Below are 19,046 nucleotides of genomic sequence, written 5' to 3'. Positions count from 1 at the left end.
GCCTTTGCGTTGCGTAAATTGTTTGCTTAAGATAAGCACTATGTCTCACCCATTCTACCTGCAACCCTACGAGGATAATTATGAACACGTTAAAAGTTGGAGATAAAGCACCACAGTTTACGTTAAGTGATGCCAATGAACAGCAGGTCGCACTGACTGAATTATTAAAACAAGGCAAAGTATTGGTCTATTTCTATCCAAAAGCCATGACACCGGGCTGCACAGTGCAAGCACAGCAGTTGCGTGACCATCAAGCGGAACTCGCCAAGCACAATGTAATCACCGTGGGTATTAGTCCTGATGCGCCGAAGCGTTTAGCTAAATTTACTGAGCGAGACGAGCTAAATTTCACCCTGCTTAGTGATGAAGATCATGCCGTCGCTGAAGCCTTTGGCGTCTGGGGACTGAAGAAGTTCATGGGCCGCGAATATGACGGTATCCATCGTATTAGTTTTCTCATCAATCAGGATGGCACACTGGCTGAGGTCTTTGATAAATTCAAAACCAAAGACCACCATCAGGTGGTCCTTGATACGCTCCAAGCCGGCTAATCCGAGTTCGAACCCGCCGATTTACTCTCGTATTGAGGGGCGATCGGCTCATTGCTCGACAGCGCAGTAATCACCGCTTTCACCAAGCTCGCCAATGGAATCGCGAAAAACACTCCCCAAAACCCCCATAAACCACCAAAGATTAAGACTGCTGCGATAATGTAAACTGGGTTCAGACTTACTGCCTCAGAAAACAACAACGGCACCAGCAAATTACCATCTAACGCCTGAATAATAAGGTAAGTGATCATCACGTAGGCGAACATTGGGCTCCAGCCAAACTGGAACAACCCGACCAGCGCTACCGGCAAGGTTACCACCGCCGCTCCGATGTATGGGATCAGCACCGACAGGCCAACCAAAACGGCAAGCAGCGCCGCGTAGCGCAAGTCAAAAAATGCAAATCCAATGTAGGTAAAACCGCCGACAATAACCACTTCAAGCGCCTTGCCACGAATATAGTTCATAATTTGCAAGTTCATTTCATCGCTAACTTGCGATATCAAGCGTCGATTCGCTGGTAAGGAGCGGCTCAGGTGCCCCAATAACTCGCGTTTATCTTTCAGCATGAAAAACACTAACAGTGGCACCACGATCAGATAGATAAGTAACGCCATAATACCTATCAGGCGGCTCAATGACTGGCTAATAATGGTTTCACCAAAGGCAATCACCCGCTGATTCAGATTATCCATCATTTGATGGATATTCATCTCACTAATGTAGCCTGGGAACAATTCCGGCAAGCGGTTTAGCTGTTCCCTGACGGCGCTAAACATTTCCGGTAACTCAGCAATTAAGGTGATACTTTGCTGCCATATTACCGGCACCAAAAATAATATCAGCAGTACATTCAGCGCAATAAACAAGTTAAAAACGATCAGCACCGAAATCAGGTGGGTCAATCCCATACTCTGCAGACGTTGTACCGGCCAATCAAGCAGATAGGCAAGTGAAACGGCAACCAGAATCGGCGCCAATAAATTACCGAAAAACAGGATCAGCAAAAAGAGTACTGCGATCAACAGGAATAACGTAATCGCGTCTGGATCAGAGAACTTGCGCTTGTACCAGACCTTCAAATAGTCCCACATTCCGCTGACATCTCCATACTTGAGGGTTGCTAAACCACATGATAGCCGTGTTACCGCAGTTTATACAATTTAAACTATTCAAAAGTGGGAACCTTTTACCTATAGTGGACTCTATCAAGAAGCCGTAGCTGCTAGGTAAATTTATGTTGTACTCGTTGTTGTCGCGCATTGCGACCCTGTCCATCGGTTTGCTGTTCGCATTTTCGTCAGCAACCACCGCTGCCCAACAAACCCGTTTGCCCGATATCGGTACCGCCGGTGGCAGTGTCATGTCGATTGATCGGGAACTCGCCGTCGGCGATATGTACATGCGACAAATCCGCGCATCCGTGCCGATTGTTGGCGATCCGGTTTTAAATGGCTACTTACATGATGTTGGCACTCGCTTGGTACGTAACACCAATGATGTAAACTTTCCGTTTAAATTCTTCTGGGTCAATCAAGATCAAATCAATGCCTTTGCGTTTTTCGGTGGCCATGTCGGCGTTAATACTGGACTCATTGCTGAAACACGCAACGAATCAGAGCTCGCTTCCGTGCTTGCACACGAGATAGCGCACGTTTCACAACGTCATATTGTGCGTAACATGGATGCAATGGAGCGCAGCGGACCCGCCACAATCGCCACCATGCTCGGCTCAATTTTACTCGGCATCGTCAATCCTGAACTTGGTATGGCGGCGATGTCTGCGAGCATGGCGGGCATGCAACAACGCAGTATCAACTACACCCGGTTATTCGAGCAAGAAGCGGATCGCATCGGTATCACTATTCTCGCTGAAACTGGTTTTGACCCGATGGGCGCACCGGACTTCTTCGGCCGCCTGGCGGAAAAGTACCGTTACGCCAGCAAGCTTCCAGAAATGTTAATGACTCACCCGTTGAGTGAATCACGCATCGCTGATACCCGTCTCCGTGCCGAGCGTCTAAGACAAACTATGCAAGTGCAACGCGAGGAGTTAGCATTCTGGTTAGCCAAGTATCGTGTCCTTGTGCGTCATATCGGCAGCTACAACGCAATTGCCGCACGCAATGACATGAATGACCCTAATCCAACCATTGCAACTGCGGCACGCTATGGTCTGGCTATTGCGCTGTTGGACACGGATCAACCGCAGGCAGCAGCAAACGCGCTAGCGCCACTGCTAGAAAAAGATCCCTACAATACTTTTTATCTGGATGTGCAGACCGATATTTTACTCGCCCAAAAGCGCTACGCTGAGGCGCTAGAAATGCTGCGCCAAGCCTATCAACGGATGCCCAACGAGCAGACCATTACCATTAACTTCGCCAATGCTGCTATGCAGGCTGACAAGCTAGATTTAGCAATAGAGTTATTGCGTGATTATCTGATCCGCGAACCAAAGAATGTGCTCGCTCTGTCACTGTTGGTCGATGCCTATCGCCAACGTGGTGATACCAGCACAATGCATGAAACACGGGCAGAGTTGCAGGCATTACATGGGCAATTTGATCAAGCCATTGATAGTCTGCATCGCGCTCACCGCGATAGCTCAAGCACGCTCGAACAGCGGCGCTTACAGGCGCGCATTGAACAGCTTATGGCATTGAAGCAACAACTTGAGAAGTTGAGATAACCAGCTTCTCACTGGTCTGTGTCAATCGCGCGCAACAGACTCGCTTCAGTTTGCTCTCCCAATAATGGGCCTTTGACTTCGCCTGTTGGCGTCACCACATAGGTTGCCGGCAGCATGCCCGGCGCCGGAAACGGTAAGTTTGCTGGTGGCTGATTAAGAATCAACGGAAAATCAATCGCGTACTCAGCGCGAAGCGCGGCCAATTGATCGTTCGTCAGACCATCAAAACTAACTCCGAAAAGTTTTGCCGAGGCGCCATGCTCCGCGTAAAACTCGTTCAGCTCAGGTAATTCACGCAAACACGGTGCACACCACTCAGCAAAATAATTAACAATAACGTATTGGCCCTGTAACTCTTGCCAACGGTACTGCTCACCTTGGTTCGTGTGAAAGTCTGCGGCCGGCGCGCAAGCGCTCAAAACCGCTGCCATCACCAGTAAGCGAACAACGGACAAAAATCGACAACACATACTGATTCCCTTATGCTATCTATCTATTAAGACTCTGAAGGAAGTTAGCATGTCTGAAGTTAGCATTTATCACAACCCTCGTTGTTCGAAAAGCCGTCAAACCCTGGCTTTGCTAGAAGAAAAAGGCATTCAGCCAACTGTTATTGAGTATCTTAAGGAATCACTTACTGCGGATGACATTAAAGACTTGCTAAGTAAACTTGGCTTTGTTTCCGCGCGTGAACTGATGCGTTCAAAAGAAGACGCGTACCAAGAGTTGCAGCTTAAAGACGAACACGACGAAGACAAACTTATCGAAGCTATGTTGGCCCATCGCAAGCTTATCGAACGCCCTATCGTTGTTAAAGGTTCGCAAGCACGCCTTGGTCGGCCGCCCGAAGCGGTTGAGGAGATCCTCTAAATGAGCGCGCGCGGCAACATTATCATTTTGTACTACAGCCGTAATGGTAGTACTCAGCAACTGGCCGACGCCATTGCCAATGGTGTTCGCAAAGCCGGGGCTGAACCCTTGCTCCGCACTGTCACCAGCGATGCTGAGGCAGCTAGCGCTCGCGACTTGGTACTAACCACCGATGAACTCGCGCAATGCGACGGTTTGGTGCTCGGTAGCCCGACCCGCTTTGGCCACATGTACAGCGGCCTGCAAAAATTCTGGGAACAAACCTCGAAAGAATGGTTACGTGGTGCACTGGTGGATAAACCTGCAGCGGTGTTTACTTCAAGCAGTTCCATGCATGGCGGTCAGGAAACTACGCTACTGTCGATGCTGGTGCCACTGTTGCACCATGGCATGATGGTACTCGGCCTGCCCTATACTGAGCCAGAACTGCAACAAACAACAGCTGGCGGTACGCCTTACGGAGCGTCACACGTAGAGCATGCGGCTGGCGCTCGTTTGAGTAAACATGAGCTGACTCTCGCTGAGCAACTTGGCTCACGAGTTGCTAAAGCCGCTTTTCGTCTAACTGAAACCGAGGAATGAATCGAATTATGACTGCAGCGATCGCCCGCTACCGTTGGCTCGCACTAGTGAGCTACTTTGCCCTGTTTATCTGTGTTGTCACCTGGCAATTCGGCACCTCTCATAGCGAGCAATCGGCTTTATTTCGTGCTCTATTCTATGTTCTTCCCTTGCTTTTCCCAATGTATGGCATTGCTAAGGGGAAGCCTTACACACATGCATGGGCCAACTTTATTTTGATGTGGTATTTCCTCCACAGCTTAACCATGCTCTACATCGCTCCGGAACAACGTCTGTGGGCGCTCACTGAGTTGGTTTTGACAACTTTAGCCTTTGCTGGCTGCACCTTGTATGCGCGCCATCAAGGCCGCGCTCTTGGTCTGGGCTTGAAAAAGCTCAAGGACGAAAAAAATTAAATAGCCAGAATCGCTTTAACAAACGGAATGGTCAGTTTACGTTGCGCTGCTATTGAGGCTTTATCCAGCCGTTCGAGACAGTGAATTAAACTGACCAAATCACGCCCTAATCGCTGCACCATGAACAATGCGGTGTCTTGCCGCAACGCCAGCCCCATAGCGCGTGCACGAACCTGTAAAGCACGTACTTTTTCGGCATCATTGAGCGTGTGAAGCTGCACCACGACGCCCCAGCTTAAACGCGACTGAACATCTGGATAAGCGGCTGCAAGTTGCGCCGGTGAACAGTTAGCGGTCACCAAAACCCTACCCGTCTGTGCGTCACGTACTCGGTTCAACAAAGCGAAAAGCTCGAAGCACCAGGTTTCGTCAGTGATCACAGCATCTATATCATCTAAACATAGCAACGAATACAGCTCCAATCCGCGTAGGACCTGTGCCGACACAGTATTGCGCAGCTCTGCCAGCGGCAGGTACATGACTTGCTCTTGTGCGGCGGCGCAGGTGGCATGCAACAAATGACTTTTGCCAACCCCCTGACGACCCCAAAAGTAAACCAGTGACTGTTCACCAGCGCGCGCTAAACCCACCGCTTCGTCATTCGGTCCTGTGATCAGGGTGGTGAACGTCTCATTGGCTGGTAACTGCACATTAAGCGGCAACTGCTGCAACGTCATTGGGTGGTCACCCACCTAAATTCAGCACTATTTTCCGTATCCACAGGTTGCAACCGTTTACTCAAATCAATGGCCTGGCGGATCCGCGCTGGATCTGCTTGCATGGTCAATTCAAAGCGAGCCGCATGATTGCCGTAGCCGATAAGTTGTACATCGAGAATCGCCGGCAGGTTCATCAACAGTTGTTCTGCGGCAATGGTCGTCTCAAGACTCGTTAGATTATGAATGGTTATCTGCCAGCGGTTGATAACATCAGCTTCAGTGCCGATCCGGTAGCGTTGCGCCAGTTCTTCCGTGACTGCGCTAATAACTTTGCTGCCGAGCTCACTTTTATCCATTGCCGTCACTTCGCCACTCCAGCGCAGTTCACCAAAATTAAGGGTCCAGTCGGCCATCCATGTGTCACTTATGGCGGAACTTGGATCCGTTTGATAGACCCGGGCAACAACAATACCATCAGCACTGTAGCGGGCACTTGCGAACCTGATAGTGTCCATGAAGCGCGCCCACACATCGATAACTGAAAGCGTCATGGTGTCATTCAAATCAAGCAAGGGCAGCTGTATCGGCAGGCCACGCTGCCGTGCAGCATTTCGTAGCTGTTGAACAATAATGGCTTCGCTGTCTGAGGCCATAAGATTGCGCGAAAGGTTCTGCTCTTCAACCACCAACCAGATTAATAATTTTGGCCGTATGTTACTCCAGATCCCTGAGCCAGCCTGCTGAATCAAGCGATCCACCTGGGGCTGATCGAATTGCGCCCACAACCACAATTGTTCGTCTTGTTGGTAACCGTACTGCACGATAAAATTGCGCACGTTACGCATTGCTTCGGCAACTGCCGGATGCTCGATAACCGAACTGTCACCGGTAAGCTTTAACAATGTAGCTTGCAAGGCATCCTGCAGTGCTGCATTACGTTCACTCGCAGCCTGACTATTCACTTGCACGCGGTGTTGATAAAGTTCAGTCACTTCCTCCGCTGCCTGAACAGGCAGCAAACAAGCCGCAATAGCAAACCAAATGATAATAATAAGTCGCTGCATAACTGCCTCAATTCCTCATTCTTTGCACATCATAAACAGGCCTGGAGATACGAGCAAGTAACAAGCTGTGGATAACCTCTTAGCGTTTCCGAAAACCATCATCCGTGCTACACTTTCCGCGCTTTCCAGACCACCAAGCTTTAACCTAACGAACCAAGGGATTCACGGCATGCTAAAACAACAGCTACGCGCCATTAGCTCACTTCTTAGCAGTATCACGCTGATCGGCATCTGCGTAGGCATGACCAGTACTCTCCTTAGTCTGCGCGCCACTATCGAAGACTTCGGTACGCTAACAACCGGCATCATCATGTCAGCGTATTTTATTGGTTTTCTATTTGGCACCACTCGGGCACCAAAAGATATCCGCCGTGTGGGTTATATTCGTGCGTTTGGTGGTCTTGCTGCGTTAGCCGCCGCATCGATCCTGATCCAAGCCATTTGGATTGATCCGGTGGTCTGGTTTGTCATGCGTTTCGTAACGGGTTTCGCCATCTCAGCTATTTTTGTGATTGTCGAGAGCTGGTTAAATACCATGGCCGACAATAAAAACCGAGGGACTTTACTCTCAGTTTACTTAGTTTTAATTTACGCCGGCTTAGTTGTCGGCCAGCTGCTACTCGGTGTTGCTGACCCTGCCGGCTTCATGGCCTTTGCTCTGGTCGCCCTGCTCATCAACTTGGCGCTCATTCCAATTTTAATCAGTGTCACCGTCGAGCCAACCACTCACGAGCCCAAGAAAGTCGCCATTCTTAGCCTGTTTAAGTTAGTGCCGTTGGGCATCGTCAATGCCTTTATCATGCAAGCCTGTTATTCGATGTTTTACGGTATCGGCCCGATGTATGCGCTCTATATTGGCTTAAGTATTGCCGAAGTCTCACTATTTATGGCGTCATTCATTCTTGGTGGCATGCTGGCACAAGGGCCAATCGGCTTATTATCGGATCGCTTTGACCGCCGCATCATCATGGCCGCTTGCGCTGGCCTGGGTGCTATTATGGCGTTGGTGCTGTCGCAGCTTGGCGTTTCTTTGGTTTGGCTTATCTACTTGTGCGTCGGGCTGTTTGGCGCTTGTGTTATGCCACTCTATTCGCTCGGCATGGCGCATACCAATGACTACCTTGAAAAAGACCAGATGATTGGTGCAACCGGCGCTATCATTAAAGTTGGTGGAATAGGTTCGATTATCGGTGCACCGGCAGTTGCTGCACTGATGCAATTTGGTGCAGTTGATTACTTCTTCTTATTGCTTATGGTACTCACCTTCATTGTGTGCCTGTATTCATTGTACCGCGTCACTCGTCGGGCCAGAGCTGAAGACCAATTTAGTAGCAGCTATGCAATGCTGGGGCCGTCGCAAACCTCTGACGAATTGTTGACCAGTTTGGTCGACGAGCACGAGTACCAAGCTGAGCAACATGCCGAACAAGCGGCAGCAGAAGAAGAAGCCAACACCGAACAACAAAAAAGTAGCTCGCCGTCCTAGGTGAGCCACTGTTGAACGAGAGATTGTGCTTCTTCAGCAAGTTGCGTTAAGTGTTCCTCGCTGACAAAACTCTCACTGTAAATCTTATAGATCGGTTCAGTTCCTGACGGTCGTGCAGCGAACCAACCATTCGCTGTGGTCACTTTAATGCCACCAATAATGGCGTCGTTCCCCGGTGCCTTGGTCATCATCTCGACCACCGCATCACCGGCAAGCTCGGCAAGTTCCAGTTTGTACGCGCGGAGTCCGGCAAAGCCCTTGTTCAATTCTGGGGTCGACGCGACATCCAGACGACGGTAGTAACTGGTGCCATGTTCCGCGCAAAGTCGCTGATAATAATCGCCCAGATCATCGCCTGTTACCGCAACAATCTCTGCTGCTAACAACGCTAAAATAATACCGTCTTTATCGGTACTCCAGGGCTGTCCCTGACGATCAAGAAATGTAGCGCCGGCACTTTCTTCACCAGCAAAAGCAAGAGTTCCATCCGCTAAACCAGGGGCAAACCATTTAAAGCCAACGGGCATCTCTAACAACTTACGCTTATGTTTCGCAACAACACGGTCTATGAGTGCACTTGAGACCAGGGTCTTGCCAATCGCCAAATTGGCGTTCCACTTGCGCGTACTGCACAGGTAATCAATGGCGATTGCCAGATAGTGATTTGGATTGAGCAAACCGTGTTTGGGGCTGACAATACCATGCCGGTCATAGTCCGGATCACTTGCCACCGCAACCGCATAGTCGTCTTTGATGTGTAGCAGCGTTGCCAAAGCCTGCGGTGACGAACAATCCATGCGGATCTTGCCGTCTTTATCCAGACTCATAAAGCGAAAGCTGGCGTCCACCTGCTCGTTGTAAACATCAATATCAAGCTGATAACGCTCCGCGATAAGTCGCCAATAGCTTGCCCCGGCTCCCCCCATAGCATCGACACCAATCCGTAATTGAGCCTTGCTAATCGCTTCCAGGTCAATAACTTGCGTCAACTCGTCGATGTATTGACTACGCCAGTCTACTTGTTTAAACAAATCACTGGCACGCGCTTCAGCATAGCTTATAGCGTTGACACCCATTAGCTGCGAAGACAACAACGCATTGGCATACTTCTCGATGACGCGGGTAGCATCACTGCCCGCGGGGCCACCATGCGGCGGATTGTATTTGAAGCCTCCGTCAGTGGGCGGATTATGCGACGGGGTAATGACCACACCATCAGCGAGGCCACTGGTACGGCCTTGGTTGTAGCGCAAAATGCCATGACTAATCACCGGTGTAGGGGTATAGCCATCGTCACTTTGAACATGCACTTCAATGCCATTGCCAATAAACACTTCAAGCGCGGTCATGTACGCCGCTTCAGATAGCGCATGGGTATCACGACCTAACAGCAAAGGCCCGGTAATACCCTGTTCGTGACGATAAGCAACCAAGGCCTGACTGATGGCCAGTATATGGGCTTCATTAAACGAGTGCTGCAACGCACAGCCGCGATGCCCGGAAGTGCCAAACTTTACTTTTTGCGCCGCTTGACGAGGATCTACTTCGTTAACAAAATAAGCACTGACCAATTGCGCAATATTAGTTAAATCTTCCGGTAGTGCCGGTTGTCCGGCGCGAGGATGTAGTGACATTACAAAAAGTCCCTTATTTTTTCCGCTTCAGCCTGACTATACCCCAATTCGAGCGCAACGTGATTCAGCATCGACTTCTTGCGAGTGGTATTGTTGTTGGTCACCACGTAAAAATCAGAATTAGGAATTTGCTTGGGATTGGTACTGGTACCGCTCGCTTCCAGCTCAGCTGCACTACGCGAAAAATACTGGCGATCGCGGCCACTTATTTGCAGCACTTTAGGAAACATCTCGGGATGGCATTTATGCAGCATCGCCAAAATGTATAGAAAACGAGCGACCACACTGCGTTGACCAGCCAAATCAGCACTGGTCATACTATCGAAAATCGTACGTCCGTGCGCTTTCTCGGCAACCGGAGGCTCAACTGCTGTTGCTTGGCTCACTTGCGTACCATTTTGATCTAAGCCCAGCAGGCGGCGTAAGATAGATGAAGCACTTTCGCCAATATGCTGAGTGTGGCTGGCGATATGACGATAGATGTCGTCATCAATTTCAATCCGTTTAGTCATGCGCTGTTCGCTTCTTTTAGGTTTATAGCTGACGTTATGCAGGCTATTATACTCAACAGACCACAGGGGTACAGGAATTCAATATGTCAGATGCAGAACAGAACTTAGTAAATTACGAAATCATGGGCAAAAAAGGCCCTACCGTACTCTTAATCCACGGCCTGTTTGGTGACTTGGATAATCTAAAACGCTTAGCACGCGACCTCGAAACTGACCATCGGGTGATTTTAATCGACTGTCGCAATCACGGTGACTCGTTTCACAGTGAAACCATGACCTATGCGGCGATGGCTGAGGACGTAAAACGTCTACTCGATACTCTTAAAGTCAAAAAACTAAGTCTGGTCGGTCACTCAATGGGTGGCAAGTTAGCCATGGAATTTACCTTAACTTATCCTGATTATGTACAGTCACTTATCATTGCTGACGTTGCCCCGGTAAAATACGATGCACGTCATCGAGAGACGCTTGATGCATTGGAAGCTGTCGACCTAACCAATGTTGGTAATCGTAAGGATGCTGATATCCAGTTGGCAGAGTACATCGAAACCCGCGGTGTTCGACAGTTTTTGTTAAAAAACCTGCAACCCGAACACGATGGCTACCAGTGGCGTCTGAATTTACCAGTGATTGATCGCTGCTATCACGAAATTTCCGCAGGAGTTCGTGAAGGCCAATACGACGGTCCTGTTCTTTTTATTAAGGGTGGCGATTCCAACTATCTCACTGAAGCACATCGCGATGCAGTCACTTCACGTTTTAGTGAGGTCGATATCAAAATCATTGAAGGGACTGGTCATTGGTTACACGCGGAAAAGCCGCGTATTTTTAACCGTTTGGCGCGGGGTTTTCTCGAGCAACATTCTCGCACCTAATGCCCGTGCGTGTTATAATTGCCGTCTTATTTTGGCTGAACGGGTGTTGCTGCTATGTTGTCAGAGCATTTCGAAACCATTGAGATTCTGGGCACCAATATTGCCCTAGGCATACTTTTTATTCTCATTGGTCTCGCCATTCAAGACGTGCTCAACAAGAGTAACGTACCCAGGTTTGGCCGTTGGTTCGTTTGGTTGGTGCTGTTTCTTGGCTGCGCCGGCTTTATCGCCAAAGGTATTATTCAGGTAATTTGGGAAGCTGGTATTTAACCAGTACTCCGTTCATTTCAATTAAGGTAGTAGCACAACTATGGCTAGTGTTGGAATTTTCTTCGGTAGCGATACAGGTAATACCGAAGCAGTTGCTCAAATGATTCAGAAAGACTTAGGTAAAAGCCTCATCGATGTCTTCGATATTGCAAAATCAAGCAAACAAGATATCGCCGGGTACGACTTGCTGATGTTTGGTATCCCAACGTGGTATTACGGCGAAGCCCAGTGTGATTGGGATGACTTTTTCCCAGAACTCGAAGAAATCGATTTCAACAATAAGCTCATTGCTATATTTGGTTGCGGCGACCAGGAAGATTACGCTGAATACTTTCTTGATGCCATGGGTACAGTCCGTGATATCGTCGAAGCACGAGGCGGCATTATTATTGGTCATTGGCCAACAGCTGGCTACGAATTTGAAGCTTCACGGGGATTGGTCGACGACGACCATTTTATCGGCTTAGGTATCGACGAAGACCGCCAGCCCGAATTAACCAAAGAACGTGTGGAACAATGGTGTGCACAACTGCGTGATGAAATGGGTCTCGACCAATTAGCTTAATTGGTCGTTCCCTTTCTAGCTGAACTTTGCCTATAATGGCGACAAGCATAAACAACGAGAAAGTGGATTCTAATGAGCAGCAACGGCGAACAACAACTTAAAAAAGCAGGGCTGAAGGTCACCTCTCCGCGAGTTAAAATTCTTGAGATTTTAAAGAATCCAAATAATCAGCACATCAGTGCGGAAGACGTATACAAAATTCTGCTCGAGCAGAATGAAGAAATTGGTTTAGCGACCGTTTACCGTGTGCTAAACCAGTTTGACGACGCCGGTATTGTCACCCGTCACCATTTTGAAGGTGGCCGCTCAGTGTTCGAACTCAGCGCCAAAGATCACCACGACCACCTGGTTTGCCTGACTTGCGGTCATGTGTTCGAATTCGAAGACGGTGTCATTGAAGATCGCCAGCTGAAGGTGGCGAAAGAGAAAAATATCAAGCTTACCAATCACAGCCTCTATCTTTATGGCGAGTGCAAAAGCCCCGATAACTGCGAGCATAACCAAGCCGACGCTGATTAGTCAGCGTCGTCATTAATTGCAAACTCACCACTGTCGTAACGTTTTATAAGCGCTAATGCTTTGCCACAATCATCGTCGGCAACCCAAATTTTAGCAAATCCAGTCGCTGCGAGATCACCGACTGCACCCTGTAAGTAAAAACCACCGCTATGACAATCAATACCTTCAGATTCGAGTAGACCTTTCACCAACTCGGCTTCCACCACGTTATCGGCCTCAAATACACATTGCATAAACTTTCCTTAGTGCTGCGGCGCTAGCGTTTGGCCGTCAGCGAACGACGAAGGTTATGCCTGGTCGTTCCAGGTATCGCGCAAGCCTACAGTTTGGTTGAACACCAGATGTTCTGCTGAACTGTCTTGACTATCTACACAGAAATAACCGATACGCTCGAACTGAAACGGCTGATCTGCTGCAGCCGCTGCCATACTTGGCTCGACAAACCCCTGTTTTATGACCAGACTATCTGGGTTTAAAGTACTGAAGAAGTCATCTTCCGCGGCTGGGTTAGGCACCTGGAACAAGCGATCGTACAAACGGAACTCCGCTGGCTGTGCGTGTTCGGCAGCGACCCAATGAATCACGCCTTTCACTTTACGGCCATCAGCCGGATCGGTACCCAACGTCTCTGGGTCGTATGTGCAGTAGATAGTGGTAATATTACCATCCACATCTTTATCGACGCGTTCAGCTTTAACCACGTAGGCATTACGTAGTCGCACTTCTTTCTCTAACACCAGACGTTTGTACTTCTTATTCGCCGACTCACGGAAATCTTCACGTTCAATGTAGATTTCACGGGAAAAAGGTACTTCGCGAGTGCCCATGCTGTCATCGTTCGGATGATTCGGTGCTTGCAGCGCCTCAACTTCACCCTCTGGGTAATTTTCTATAACCAAACGGACCGGATCTAACACCGCCAGTGCTCGCGGTGCGCCATGGTTCAATTCATCACGGATACAAGCTTCAAGCATGCTCATTTCAACCTGATTATCCATTTTTGTCACCCCAATACGGTGACAGAATTCACGCACTGAGCTTGGTGTATAACCGCGACGACGCATACCAGCGATGGTAGGCATGCGCGGGTCATCCCATCCACTCACTTTACCCTCTTCCACCAACAGATGCAGTTTACGCTTGCTCATTACCGTGTATTGCAGATTCAGGCGAGAGAACTCAATTTGTTGGGGATGACTATCAACACTGATGTTATCCAACACCCAATCGTATAATCGGCGATTATCCTGAAACTCAAGGGTACATAGCGAGTGAGTGATGCCTTCCAGGGCATCCGAAATACAGTGGGTAAAATCGTACATCGGATAGACGCACCACTTATCCCCAGTTTGATGATGGTGCGCAAACCGAACTCGGTAAATAACCGGATCACGTAACACCATAAATGGCGAACTCATATCGATCTTGGCGCGCAATGCGGCCTTACCCTCTTCATGTTTGCCAGCTGTCATGTCGGCAAAATGCTTGAGGTTTTCGGCAATCGAAGTATCACGATAAGGGCTATTTACCCCTGGCTCTTTCAATGTACCACGCATTTCCCGCATGGCGTCCTGGCTGGAAAAGTCGACGTAAGCTAAGCCTTTCTCAATCAGTTCAACAGCAAAACCATGTAACTGATCAAAGTAGTTTGAAGAATAACGTGGTTTGCCTTCCCACTCAAAACCTAACCAACGCACGTCTGCCTGAATTGAATTGACAAAATCGACTTTTTCTTTAAGTGGATTAGTGTCGTCAAAACGTAAATTACAGGTACCTTGGTAATCTTCGGCAATACCAAAGTTCAATACGATCGATTTCGCGTGCCCGATATGCAAGAAACCGTTAGGTTCAGGAGGAAAGCGCGTGTGAACCTGACTGTGTTTGCCACTAGCGAGGTCTTTATCGATGATCTGACGTATAAAGTTACTGCGAGGCGCGTCGGCTGCCATGGAATTTACTTCTCCAAACATCAAAAAATGAGCGTTATGATCGCAGTTTATGAGGCGGCTGGCAAGGCTTACGCTAGGGTGCGCAGCGACAATTAGCGTTGGATGTTAAAAAACCGCCAAACTTGTCGAAGTTCACGCTGGGCTTCGGCAAGTTCAAGCCAACGAAACTGGAATTTTCGACCCGCGGGCAGTTGTGCCAAAATACTGCGTGCGGTCCAACTCAACACGCCAATTTTCGGATACCCTCCCAAGGTCTGATGATCATTCATCATTACAATTGGCTGTCCATCCGCCGGCACTTGCACACTTCCTATTGGTAGTGGCTCAGAGATCATACTCGCGGGACTATCCGGCAAAGCTTGTTGACCTTGCAGCCGCACCCCCATGCGATCGTGTTTTTCAGTTACTCGATAGGTCTGTTTCACCAACAGTTGGCGAGCAGTGCGACTGAACTGTTGAACCTGTGCGGCCGGAACCAATGACAACACCGGACGATTCGGTATTGCTGTCACCACCGAGCTACTCGGACGACGACTCTCGAGGGTTTTACTAACGCCCGTTGCGGCAGTCAAAACATCGCCACTTTGTAGGGGCTGTCCCTGCTGACGCAGCCCCCCCAGGCCATCGCGGACGACAGTGGCAACACTGCCAAATACCGGTTTCGCCTGGAAGCCACCGGGAACCGCCAAATAGCACCGTAAACCAGATTCATTGCTGCCCACGGCAAGGGTATCGCCGGCCTGTGCTTGAGTCACGCGCCAGCTTTTTACTGTTTTGTCGTTTAGTTTCAATGGAAAATCAGCGCCGGTCACGACAAATAACGTCGCACGGGAAAACTGTGCTTTAAATTGACCAAGAGTTATTTCAATCTGCGCCGCGTTGTAGGGGTTACCCAGTAATCGATTGGCCCACAAGAATGCGCGTTCGTCCATAGGCCCGCCCTCTGTGATGCCTTGCGCCTGATAACCGAAACGGCCCAGATCTTGTAAGGTTGCCAGCAGACCTGGCTGTTGGATGCCCAGCAATTCAGTCATGTTTGACTCCTTGCGCATCGCATAACCGGTCATACTGTTCACGACTAATAGCTTTAAAGGTCACTGTGTCACCCGGATTAAGCTCTGGTCTTTGCACGGCGCGGCCGATCAGTTGCCAGCCGCCGGGTGAGGTGCGCGGATAAATTGCGGTTTGCTGCTCAGCAATCGCTACACTGCCACGTGGTACCTTTTGCCGTGGCGTAGCGTGACGCGGCATACGTAAACGTTCATCTACATCGCCCAAATAAGCAAAGCCAGGTGCAAAACCCAGGGTATAAACGTGATAGGTAGGTGCCGTATGCAGATCAATCACAGTCTCAACAGAACCCTGAATATGGTCAGCAATAGCTGTTAAATCGGCGGCTAATTCAGGATCGTAGCAAACGGCGATTTCATGATGCTGACAATCAATAGCTTTATCATCCGCACTTTGTACAACCTCATCGATCAGCGGCTTTAACGCTCGCTTAACCTGTGCCTCGTTGCATTCCAATACATTGTAATACAACAATAGACTGCAATAACTCGGCACCACCTCGCGCAACCAACTGTGGTGCTCGGCTTGCAATCGCTTCGCTAGCTGATGGACTTTGCCATTGATACTAAGATCAATACGGGCGTCAAACTGCACCATCAGGGCGTCAGCCGCAGCGGTTTGAAATTTCCAGTTCATACTCATAATTGTGCACGGATAGCTTTTACCGCGGCCAGCGCATGTGGATTATCGCCGTGTACGCAGAGGGTATCGGCTGCTAAGCGCAGCTCACTACCATTGTGGGCTTGAATCGCACGACCGGCAGCGAACGCCAGCGCCTGTTCCACTATGGCGGCTTCATCGCTTAGTACGGCGCCCTCAAACTCCCGCGCCCGCAACTCACCGTTGGCTTCGTAACAACGATCGGCAAAGGCTTCGAATAACAGTGGTACCTGATACTTGGCGGCTAAGGTTTGTTCAGTTTCACGGTGGAGCTTGGCCAGCGTCATTAACGCTAAAGGCTCTGCGCGGCCGCGATTTAGTTCGCTGAGAGTTCGCACAACCGTCTCAAATAATTGGCTATCGGATTGCATCGCGTTGTACATGGCTCCATGGGGTTTCACATAACTAAGCGGTACTTGTTCGGCATGACAAATCGCAGCTAAGGCACCAATTTGGTGCAGCAACATCGCCCGCAGTTCATCAGTGCTGAAACGCATAGCACGTCGGCCAAAACCATGCCGATCCGGGTAGCTTGGATGGGCGCCGATCAGTACCTTGTGTTGTTTCGCCAGACGCACTGTGTGCTGCATGATGGCGAAGTCTCCAGCATGAAAGCCACAAGCGATATTGGCCCGGTCAATAAACGGCATAACTGCAGCATCATCGCCGATCCGCCAGACACCGTAGCCCTCACCTAAGTCACAATTAAGATCCATACTTTACGATTCTTTCTTTTCTTCGGCCGGCGTGTCACCACGTTTGTGCGCAGCGAAACGCGCGTAACTATAAACAAATAAATAAATACCAAGACCTACAGCACTGATCGACAAGGGTGGCAAAATCAAACCACCTTGCTGGTGCGCGGCATATACGGCCGCCGCCCCGGTAAGCCCTAAAGTAATCAAAGCAGCAGCGATAAAAGTTAATGGCTCAAGCCATTTGCGTAGTTGCTGCAATCCGATTAGATTCACCAAAGCGCCCAAAATTAAACCCCAGGCTAAGGGCACACCCAGTTTGTACCAGCCCAACTGATAATCCACTATTGTCGCCCATAACTGTTCCACACTAGCGTTATAAAACATCAAGCCGACTAAGCCAGCCAGAATTATTAAACGTTTGGTAAGCGACATAGCCTACTCCTAAACTGCGAGTGACAAAATTGCGATTATTGCCACGATAATCGGCACCCATAAAATCGGTGACTGATACCAACGCAGCGGTGGGGTGTCTGAGCGTTGCTGTGCCGCGACGGTACGCTGTTCAGCTGTGGTTTTTTGACCAAGCAAGAAATACACACCTAAGACGACCAAAAACAGTCCAAACCAACGCCAGCTGGCAGTGTTACCACCTGCCGGCGCCAATACTGCAGCCAACAACCCTGCGACGATCACCGCCAGCGAACCTATACGTTTTGTGATACTACTAGTCATTTTTTGTCATATTTCCTTGTTTTTTAGCAGCACGCCATTTAAAAAAGAAGCTAACCCAACCGATAAGCTCCAGCAGCGCACCGAGAATAATCGTAACTAAACTTTGTTCCCAAATACCACTGAAGAACACCGCAATGCCGACAATAATAATGATAATGGCATAAATCATAAAGGCTCCTTGTACTTGCTCTAACCTTAACTAATATTAGCCTAATAAGGAAGTCAGCGAAGGGTCGTATATCGACGCATTGTTATTCTAATGGCATACTGCGTTTAATAGCTGCGATGGAGCATCACCATGACGCGAACCAAAAACGATAGCGAAGCGCAACCCATCTCCTGCGAATCGGAGCATTTGCGCCGCGAAGCTGCTGTACTGCCGGCCCTGCCCCGTCAGCTCACACCGCAGCTGCGAGTATTCAGAAGTTTGCCACAACCTAATCTGAAAATGATCGGCCCATGGTGTTTTCTTGATCATTTTGGTCCCGTGGCCCCCGCTGATTATCAACAATTTGATGTCGCCCCGCACCCTCATATTGGTTTACAGACCATCACCTGGTTATTTTCTGGTCAATTACTGCATCAGGACAGTCAAGGTTACCAGCAGCCGTTACGAGCCAACGAATTGAACCTGATGACCGCAGGCCGCGGTATCTCTCATGCCGAAGTAGCTGCTCAACACGTTAGCGACCCGTTACATGGCCTGCAATTGTGGGCTGCATTACCCGAAACGGATGAAGAGACCACAGCACGCTTTGATCACTACAAGGCAATTCCCCACTTTGCTATTGGTGATGTTCAGGCCACCCTCATAGTTGGTGATTACCATGACCGTGAGCGCAGTTATCATTCCCCAGCGTTACAATTTCATCCCTTGCTTGCATTACAACTACAGACGCCGCGGGTGGCAGTCAGCGAGTTACGGCTCAATAGCGAATTTGAGTACGGCTTGTATGTGGTATCCGGCCGAATCGACTGTTTAGGCAAAAAAGTGACTTCCCATGAGCTGCTTTTTTTGGGGGGCGATCGCGAGCGACTCACACTGGAACTCGCCGCCGATAGTCTGGTGTTATTACTTGGCGGTGAAGCCTTTGCGAATCCGGTACACATGTGGTGGAATTTTGTCAGTAGTCAGCCACAACGCATCGAACAAGCACAACAACAATGGAATACAGAACACGAACGGTTCGGCCGAGTCACGCACTACGCTGGTGAACGGCTAATCGCACCAGAACTCAACGCACAAATTAAAAAATAAGGTA

Annotated in this window: 25 protein-coding genes; 11 read left to right on the top strand and 14 right to left on the bottom strand. The window is 49.3% G+C overall.

Annotated elements, in window-relative coordinates; genetic code table 11:
- Nucleotides 1–80 precede the first annotated feature (80 nt).
- A complete protein-coding gene (bcp, locus tag ACQ5ES_RS01400) occupies nucleotides 81–551 on the top strand; it encodes a thioredoxin-dependent thiol peroxidase (protein WP_445014178.1) in 471 nt (156 codons plus the stop codon).
- On the opposite strand, the gene ACQ5ES_RS01395 is transcribed toward bcp, so the two are convergent.
- Complete coding sequence (locus tag ACQ5ES_RS01395) at nucleotides 548–1,645, bottom strand: AI-2E family transporter (RefSeq protein WP_445014177.1); 1,098 nt, start codon at nucleotides 1,643–1,645, stop codon at nucleotides 548–550. The genes bcp and ACQ5ES_RS01395 overlap by 4 nt on opposite strands.
- 143 nt (nucleotides 1,646–1,788) lie before the next feature.
- Between ACQ5ES_RS01395 and bepA the strand changes: the two genes are divergently transcribed.
- Nucleotides 1,789–3,243: a beta-barrel assembly-enhancing protease gene (gene bepA, locus ACQ5ES_RS01390; RefSeq protein ID WP_445014176.1), complete on the top strand. Its 1,455-nt coding sequence runs from the start codon at nucleotides 1,789–1,791 to the stop codon at nucleotides 3,241–3,243.
- 8 nt (nucleotides 3,244–3,251) lie between these two features.
- On the opposite strand, the gene ACQ5ES_RS01385 is transcribed toward bepA, so the two are convergent.
- Nucleotides 3,252–3,713, bottom strand: coding sequence for a TlpA family protein disulfide reductase (locus ACQ5ES_RS01385; protein ID WP_445014175.1), 462 nt, complete (start codon nucleotides 3,711–3,713; stop codon nucleotides 3,252–3,254).
- 49 nt (nucleotides 3,714–3,762) lie between these two features.
- Between ACQ5ES_RS01385 and arsC the strand changes: the two genes are divergently transcribed.
- From arsC to ACQ5ES_RS01370, 3 genes are read left to right on the top strand one after another with little or no spacing between them, the layout of a single operon-like run.
- On the top strand, nucleotides 3,763–4,113 hold the full coding sequence (gene arsC, locus ACQ5ES_RS01380) for an arsenate reductase (glutaredoxin) (RefSeq protein ID WP_445014174.1): 351 nt from the start codon (nucleotides 3,763–3,765) through the stop codon (nucleotides 4,111–4,113).
- Nucleotides 4,114–4,695 (top strand): NAD(P)H:quinone oxidoreductase, encoded by a 582-nt coding sequence (gene wrbA, locus ACQ5ES_RS01375; RefSeq protein ID WP_445014173.1) that lies wholly within the window; start codon nucleotides 4,114–4,116, stop codon nucleotides 4,693–4,695.
- A gap of 8 nt (nucleotides 4,696–4,703) precedes the next feature.
- Nucleotides 4,704–5,090 (top strand): DUF2069 domain-containing protein, encoded by a 387-nt coding sequence (locus ACQ5ES_RS01370; protein ID WP_445014172.1) that lies wholly within the window; start codon nucleotides 4,704–4,706, stop codon nucleotides 5,088–5,090.
- Here the strand turns inward: ACQ5ES_RS01370 and hda are convergent.
- Together hda and ACQ5ES_RS01360 are read right to left on the bottom strand one after the other, a co-directional pair.
- Nucleotides 5,087–5,767 carry a DnaA regulatory inactivator Hda gene (gene hda / locus ACQ5ES_RS01365; RefSeq protein ID WP_445014171.1) on the bottom strand — a complete coding sequence of 227 codons (681 nt, stop codon included), beginning with the start codon at nucleotides 5,765–5,767 and terminating at the stop codon, nucleotides 5,087–5,089. The genes ACQ5ES_RS01370 and hda overlap by 4 nt on opposite strands.
- Nucleotides 5,764–6,813, bottom strand: coding sequence for a DUF2066 domain-containing protein (locus ACQ5ES_RS01360; RefSeq protein ID WP_445014170.1), 1,050 nt, complete (start codon nucleotides 6,811–6,813; stop codon nucleotides 5,764–5,766). Before ACQ5ES_RS01360 ends, hda begins: the two co-directional genes overlap by 4 nt.
- A gap of 67 nt (nucleotides 6,814–6,880) precedes the next feature.
- Between ACQ5ES_RS01360 and ACQ5ES_RS01355 the strand changes: the two genes are divergently transcribed.
- Nucleotides 6,881–8,299 (top strand): MFS transporter, encoded by a 1,419-nt coding sequence (locus ACQ5ES_RS01355; RefSeq protein ID WP_445014169.1) that lies wholly within the window; start codon nucleotides 6,881–6,883, stop codon nucleotides 8,297–8,299.
- Here the strand turns inward: ACQ5ES_RS01355 and pgm are convergent.
- Nucleotides 8,296–9,933, bottom strand: coding sequence for a phosphoglucomutase (alpha-D-glucose-1,6-bisphosphate-dependent) (gene pgm / locus ACQ5ES_RS01350; protein WP_445014168.1), 1,638 nt, complete (start codon nucleotides 9,931–9,933; stop codon nucleotides 8,296–8,298). The genes ACQ5ES_RS01355 and pgm overlap by 4 nt on opposite strands.
- Nucleotides 9,933–10,445 carry a replication initiation regulator SeqA gene (locus tag ACQ5ES_RS01345; protein WP_445014167.1) on the bottom strand — a complete coding sequence of 171 codons (513 nt, stop codon included), beginning with the start codon at nucleotides 10,443–10,445 and terminating at the stop codon, nucleotides 9,933–9,935. The genes pgm and ACQ5ES_RS01345 overlap by 1 nt, the downstream gene beginning before the upstream one ends.
- An 83-nt stretch (nucleotides 10,446–10,528) precedes the next feature.
- Between ACQ5ES_RS01345 and ACQ5ES_RS01340 the strand changes: the two genes are divergently transcribed.
- The 4 genes from ACQ5ES_RS01340 (at nucleotide 10,529) to fur (ending at nucleotide 12,674) form a co-directional block, all read left to right on the top strand.
- Complete coding sequence (locus tag ACQ5ES_RS01340; protein WP_445014166.1) at nucleotides 10,529–11,320, top strand: alpha/beta fold hydrolase; 792 nt, start codon at nucleotides 10,529–10,531, stop codon at nucleotides 11,318–11,320.
- Between the two features lie 54 nt (nucleotides 11,321–11,374).
- Nucleotides 11,375–11,590, top strand: coding sequence for a DUF2788 domain-containing protein (locus ACQ5ES_RS01335; RefSeq protein WP_445014165.1), 216 nt, complete (start codon nucleotides 11,375–11,377; stop codon nucleotides 11,588–11,590).
- 40 nt (nucleotides 11,591–11,630) lie between these two features.
- Nucleotides 11,631–12,155, top strand: a complete 525-nt coding sequence (gene fldA / locus ACQ5ES_RS01330; RefSeq protein WP_445014164.1) for a flavodoxin FldA — start codon at nucleotides 11,631–11,633, stop codon at nucleotides 12,153–12,155.
- Between the two features lie 72 nt (nucleotides 12,156–12,227).
- Nucleotides 12,228–12,674, top strand: coding sequence for a ferric iron uptake transcriptional regulator (gene fur / locus ACQ5ES_RS01325; protein WP_445014163.1), 447 nt, complete (start codon nucleotides 12,228–12,230; stop codon nucleotides 12,672–12,674).
- Here fur and ACQ5ES_RS01320 read toward each other — a convergent pair.
- From ACQ5ES_RS01320 to ACQ5ES_RS01285, 8 genes are all read right to left on the bottom strand, one after another.
- Entirely contained in the window at nucleotides 12,671–12,907 is a 237-nt protein-coding gene (locus ACQ5ES_RS01320; RefSeq protein ID WP_445014162.1) for a putative signal transducing protein, read from the bottom strand. The two genes, fur and ACQ5ES_RS01320, sit on opposite strands and share 4 nt — an antisense overlap.
- 54 nt (nucleotides 12,908–12,961) lie before the next feature.
- The gene (glnS, locus tag ACQ5ES_RS01315) at nucleotides 12,962–14,623 is read right to left on the bottom strand and encodes a glutamine--tRNA ligase (RefSeq protein ID WP_445014161.1); all 1,662 of its coding nucleotides are present in this window, start codon (nucleotides 14,621–14,623) and stop codon (nucleotides 12,962–12,964) included.
- A gap of 92 nt (nucleotides 14,624–14,715) precedes the next feature.
- Nucleotides 14,716–15,657, bottom strand: a complete 942-nt coding sequence (locus ACQ5ES_RS01310; protein ID WP_445014160.1) for a 5-oxoprolinase subunit C family protein — start codon at nucleotides 15,655–15,657, stop codon at nucleotides 14,716–14,718.
- Nucleotides 15,650–16,336 (bottom strand): 5-oxoprolinase subunit PxpB, encoded by a 687-nt coding sequence (pxpB, locus tag ACQ5ES_RS01305; RefSeq protein WP_445014159.1) that lies wholly within the window; start codon nucleotides 16,334–16,336, stop codon nucleotides 15,650–15,652. Before pxpB ends, ACQ5ES_RS01310 begins: the two co-directional genes overlap by 8 nt.
- The gene (locus ACQ5ES_RS01300; protein WP_445014158.1) at nucleotides 16,333–17,070 is read right to left on the bottom strand and encodes a 5-oxoprolinase subunit PxpA; all 738 of its coding nucleotides are present in this window, start codon (nucleotides 17,068–17,070) and stop codon (nucleotides 16,333–16,335) included. Before ACQ5ES_RS01300 ends, pxpB begins: the two co-directional genes overlap by 4 nt.
- A 3-nt stretch (nucleotides 17,071–17,073) precedes the next feature.
- A complete protein-coding gene (locus ACQ5ES_RS01295) occupies nucleotides 17,074–17,484 on the bottom strand; it encodes a hypothetical protein (RefSeq protein ID WP_445014157.1) in 411 nt (136 codons plus the stop codon).
- Between the two features lie 9 nt (nucleotides 17,485–17,493).
- A complete protein-coding gene (locus tag ACQ5ES_RS01290) occupies nucleotides 17,494–17,784 on the bottom strand; it encodes a hypothetical protein (protein ID WP_445014156.1) in 291 nt (96 codons plus the stop codon).
- Nucleotides 17,777–17,953 (bottom strand): TRADD-N-associated membrane domain-containing protein, encoded by a 177-nt coding sequence (locus tag ACQ5ES_RS01285; protein WP_445014155.1) that lies wholly within the window; start codon nucleotides 17,951–17,953, stop codon nucleotides 17,777–17,779. The genes ACQ5ES_RS01290 and ACQ5ES_RS01285 overlap by 8 nt, the downstream gene beginning before the upstream one ends.
- A gap of 129 nt (nucleotides 17,954–18,082) precedes the next feature.
- Here ACQ5ES_RS01285 and ACQ5ES_RS01280 point away from each other — a divergent pair, with 129 nt between their 5' ends.
- Nucleotides 18,083–19,042: a pirin family protein gene (locus ACQ5ES_RS01280; RefSeq protein ID WP_445014154.1), complete on the top strand. Its 960-nt coding sequence runs from the start codon at nucleotides 18,083–18,085 to the stop codon at nucleotides 19,040–19,042.
- The last annotated feature ends 4 nt before the right edge of the window (nucleotides 19,043–19,046 follow it).

The organism is Pseudidiomarina xizangensis (genome assembly GCF_052541995.1).
The sequence above is the reverse complement of the archived record's forward strand: the minus strand, read 5'-3'. Positions and strand labels throughout refer to the sequence as shown.